The sequence below is a fragment of the Pseudoalteromonas sp. A3 genome (assembly GCF_025942345.1).
In the GTDB taxonomy this organism is placed as follows: Bacteria; Pseudomonadota; Gammaproteobacteria; order Enterobacterales; family Alteromonadaceae; genus Pseudoalteromonas; species Pseudoalteromonas atlantica.
In genome coordinates this window covers 1-2,964 of sequence record NZ_JAPCKL010000027.1, presented here as the reverse complement: position 1 = coordinate 2,964, position 2,964 = coordinate 1, and the positions used below count along the sequence as shown (strand labels likewise).

Below are 2,964 nucleotides of genomic sequence, written 5' to 3'. Positions count from 1 at the left end.
TAACAAAGACCCGTTTGGGTTGTATGGTTAAGTGACTAAGCGTACACGGTGGATGCCTTGGCAGTTGGAGGCGATGAAGGACGTATTAACTTGCGATAAGCCTAGTCAAGCTAGTAAAAAGCGCTTGAGACTAGGATTTCCGAATGGGGAAACCCACCTGCTTGCAGGTATCGTTAACTGAATACATAGGTTAACGAGGCGAACGCGGAGAACTGAAACATCTAAGTACCCGTAGGAAAAGAAATCAACCGAGATTCCGATAGTAGCGGCGAGCGAAATCGGAACAGCCCTTAAGCTTATTATGTGTTAATGGAAGGCTCTGGAAAGTGCCACGATACAGGGTGATAGTCCCGTACATGAAAAGACATTTTAAGTGAAATCGAGTAGGTCGGAGCACGTGAAACTTTGACTGAATATAGGTGGACCATCATCTAAGGCTAAATACTCCCAACTGACCGATAGTGAACCAGTACCGTGAGGGAAAGGCGAAAAGAACCCCTGTGAGGGGAGTGAAATAGAACCTGAAACCGTGTACGTACAAGCAGTAGGAGCCCACTTGTTGGGTGACTGCGTACCTTTTGTATAATGGGTCAGCGACTTATATTTTGTAGCGAGGTTAACCGATTAGGGTAGCCGTAGGGAAACCGAGTCTTAACTGGGCGAATAGTTGCAAGGTATAGACCCGAAACCCGGTGATCTAGCCATGGGCAGGTTGAAGGTTGAGTAACATCAACTGGAGGACCGAACCCACTAACGTTGAAAAGTTAGGGGATGACCTGTGGCTAGGAGTGAAAGGCTAATCAAACCGGGAGATAGCTGGTTCTCCCCGAAATCTATTTAGGTAGAGCCTCGGACGAATACTTACGGGGGTAGAGCACTGTTAAGGCTAGGGGGTCATCCCGACTTACCAACCCTTTGCAAACTCCGAATACCGTAAAGTACTATCCGGGAGACACACGGCGGGTGCTAACGTCCGTCGTGAAGAGGGAAACAACCCAGACCGCCAGCTAAGGTCCCAAAGTCATAGTTAAGTGGGAAACGATGTGGAAAGGCCCAGACAGCCAGGAGGTTGGCTTAGAAGCAGCCATCCTTTAAAGAAAGCGTAATAGCTCACTGGTCGAGTCGGTCTGCGCGGAAGATGTAACGGGGCTAAACTATGCACCGAAGCTGCGGATTCATCTTAGGATGAGTGGTAGGGGAGCGTTCTGTAAGCCGTTGAAGGTGTACCGGGAGGTATGCTGGAGGTATCAGAAGTGCGAATGCTGACATGAGTAACGATAATGCGGGTGAAAAACCCGCACGCCGGAAGACCAAGGGTTCCTATCCCATGTTAATCAGGGTAGGGTAAGTCGACCCCTAAGGCGAGGCCGAAAGGCGTAGTCGATGGGAAACGGATTAATATTTCCGTACTTGGTATAATTGCGATGGGGGGACGGAGAAGGCTAAGCAAGCATGGCGATGGTTGTCCATGTGAAAGTGAGTAGGCTAGTGACTTAGGTAAATCCGGGTTGCTGTTAGGCTGAGACACGAGACGAGCACCCAAGGGTGTGAAGTTGCTGATGCCATACTTCCAGGAAAAGCCTCTAAGCTTCAGATTATACCGAATCGTACCCCAAACCGACACAGGTGGTCAGGTAGAGAATACTAAGGCGCTTGAGAGAACTCGGGTGAAGGAACTAGGCAAAATCGTACCGTAACTTCGGGAGAAGGTACGCTCCTATCTGTGATGAGACTTGCTCTCTAAGCGGACGGGAGCCGCAGTGACCAGGTGGCTGGGACTGTTTATTAAAAACACAGCACTGTGCAAAATCGCAAGATGACGTATACGGTGTGACACCTGCCCGGTGCCGGAAGGTTAATTGATGGGGTTAGTTTTCGGACGAAGCTCTTGATCGAAGCCCCGGTAAACGGCGGCCGTAACTATAACGGTCCTAAGGTAGCGAAATTCCTTGTCGGGTAAGTTCCGACCTGCACGAATGGTGTAACCATGGCCACGCTGTCTCCACCCGAGACTCAGTGAAATTGAAATCGCAGTGAAGATGCTGTGTACCCGCGGCTAGACGGAAAGACCCCGTGAACCTTTACTACAGCTTGGCACTGAACATTGAACCTACATGTGTAGGATAGGTGGGAGACTTTGAAGCAGCGACGCTAGTTGTTGTGGAGTCGTCCTTGAAATACCACCCTTGTAGTTTTGATGTTCTAACGTTGGCCCCTGAATCGGGGTTACGGACAGTGCCTGGTGGGTAGTTTGACTGGGGCGGTCTCCTCCCAAAGAGTAACGGAGGAGCACGAAGGTTGGCTAAGTACGGTCGGACATCGTACGGTTAGTGTAATGGTAGAAGCCAGCTTAACTGCGAGACAGACACGTCGAGCAGGTACGAAAGTAGGTCATAGTGATCCGGTGGTTCTGAATGGAAGGGCCATCGCTCAACGGATAAAAGGTACTCCGGGGATAACAGGCTGATACCGCCCAAGAGTTCATATCGACGGCGGTGTTTGGCACCTCGATGTCGGCTCATCACATCCTGGGGCTGAAGTCGGTCCCAAGGGTATGGCTGTTCGCCATTTAAAGTGGTACGCGAGCTGGGTTTAGAACGTCGTGAGACAGTTCGGTCCCTATCTGCCGTGGGCGTTTGAGAATTGAGAGGGGTTGCTCCTAGTACGAGAGGACCGGAGTGAACGAACCGCTGGTGTTCGGGTTGTCATGCCAATGGCATTGCCCGGTAGCTACGTTCGGAACTGATAAGCGCTGAAAGCATCTAAGCGCGAAGCAGGCCTCGAGATGATTTCTCACTAGACTTTTAAAGTCTCTGAAGGGCCGTTGAAGACTACAACGTTGATAGGCAAGATGTGGAAGTGGTGTGAGCCATTAAGCTAACTTGTACTAATTACCCGTGAGGCTTAACCATACAACGCCAAACGCGTTTTGTGACAGAAACAAGCGACAGAAGTTAATAGCTA

General features: G+C 50.3%; 1 rRNA gene. It reads left to right on the top strand.

Features of this window, described 5'->3' with window-relative positions:
- Positions 1 to 25 precede the first annotated feature (25 nt).
- A 23S ribosomal RNA gene (locus tag OIZ54_RS20220) occupies positions 26 to 2,912 on the top strand.
- The last annotated feature ends 52 nt before the right edge of the window (positions 2,913 to 2,964 follow it).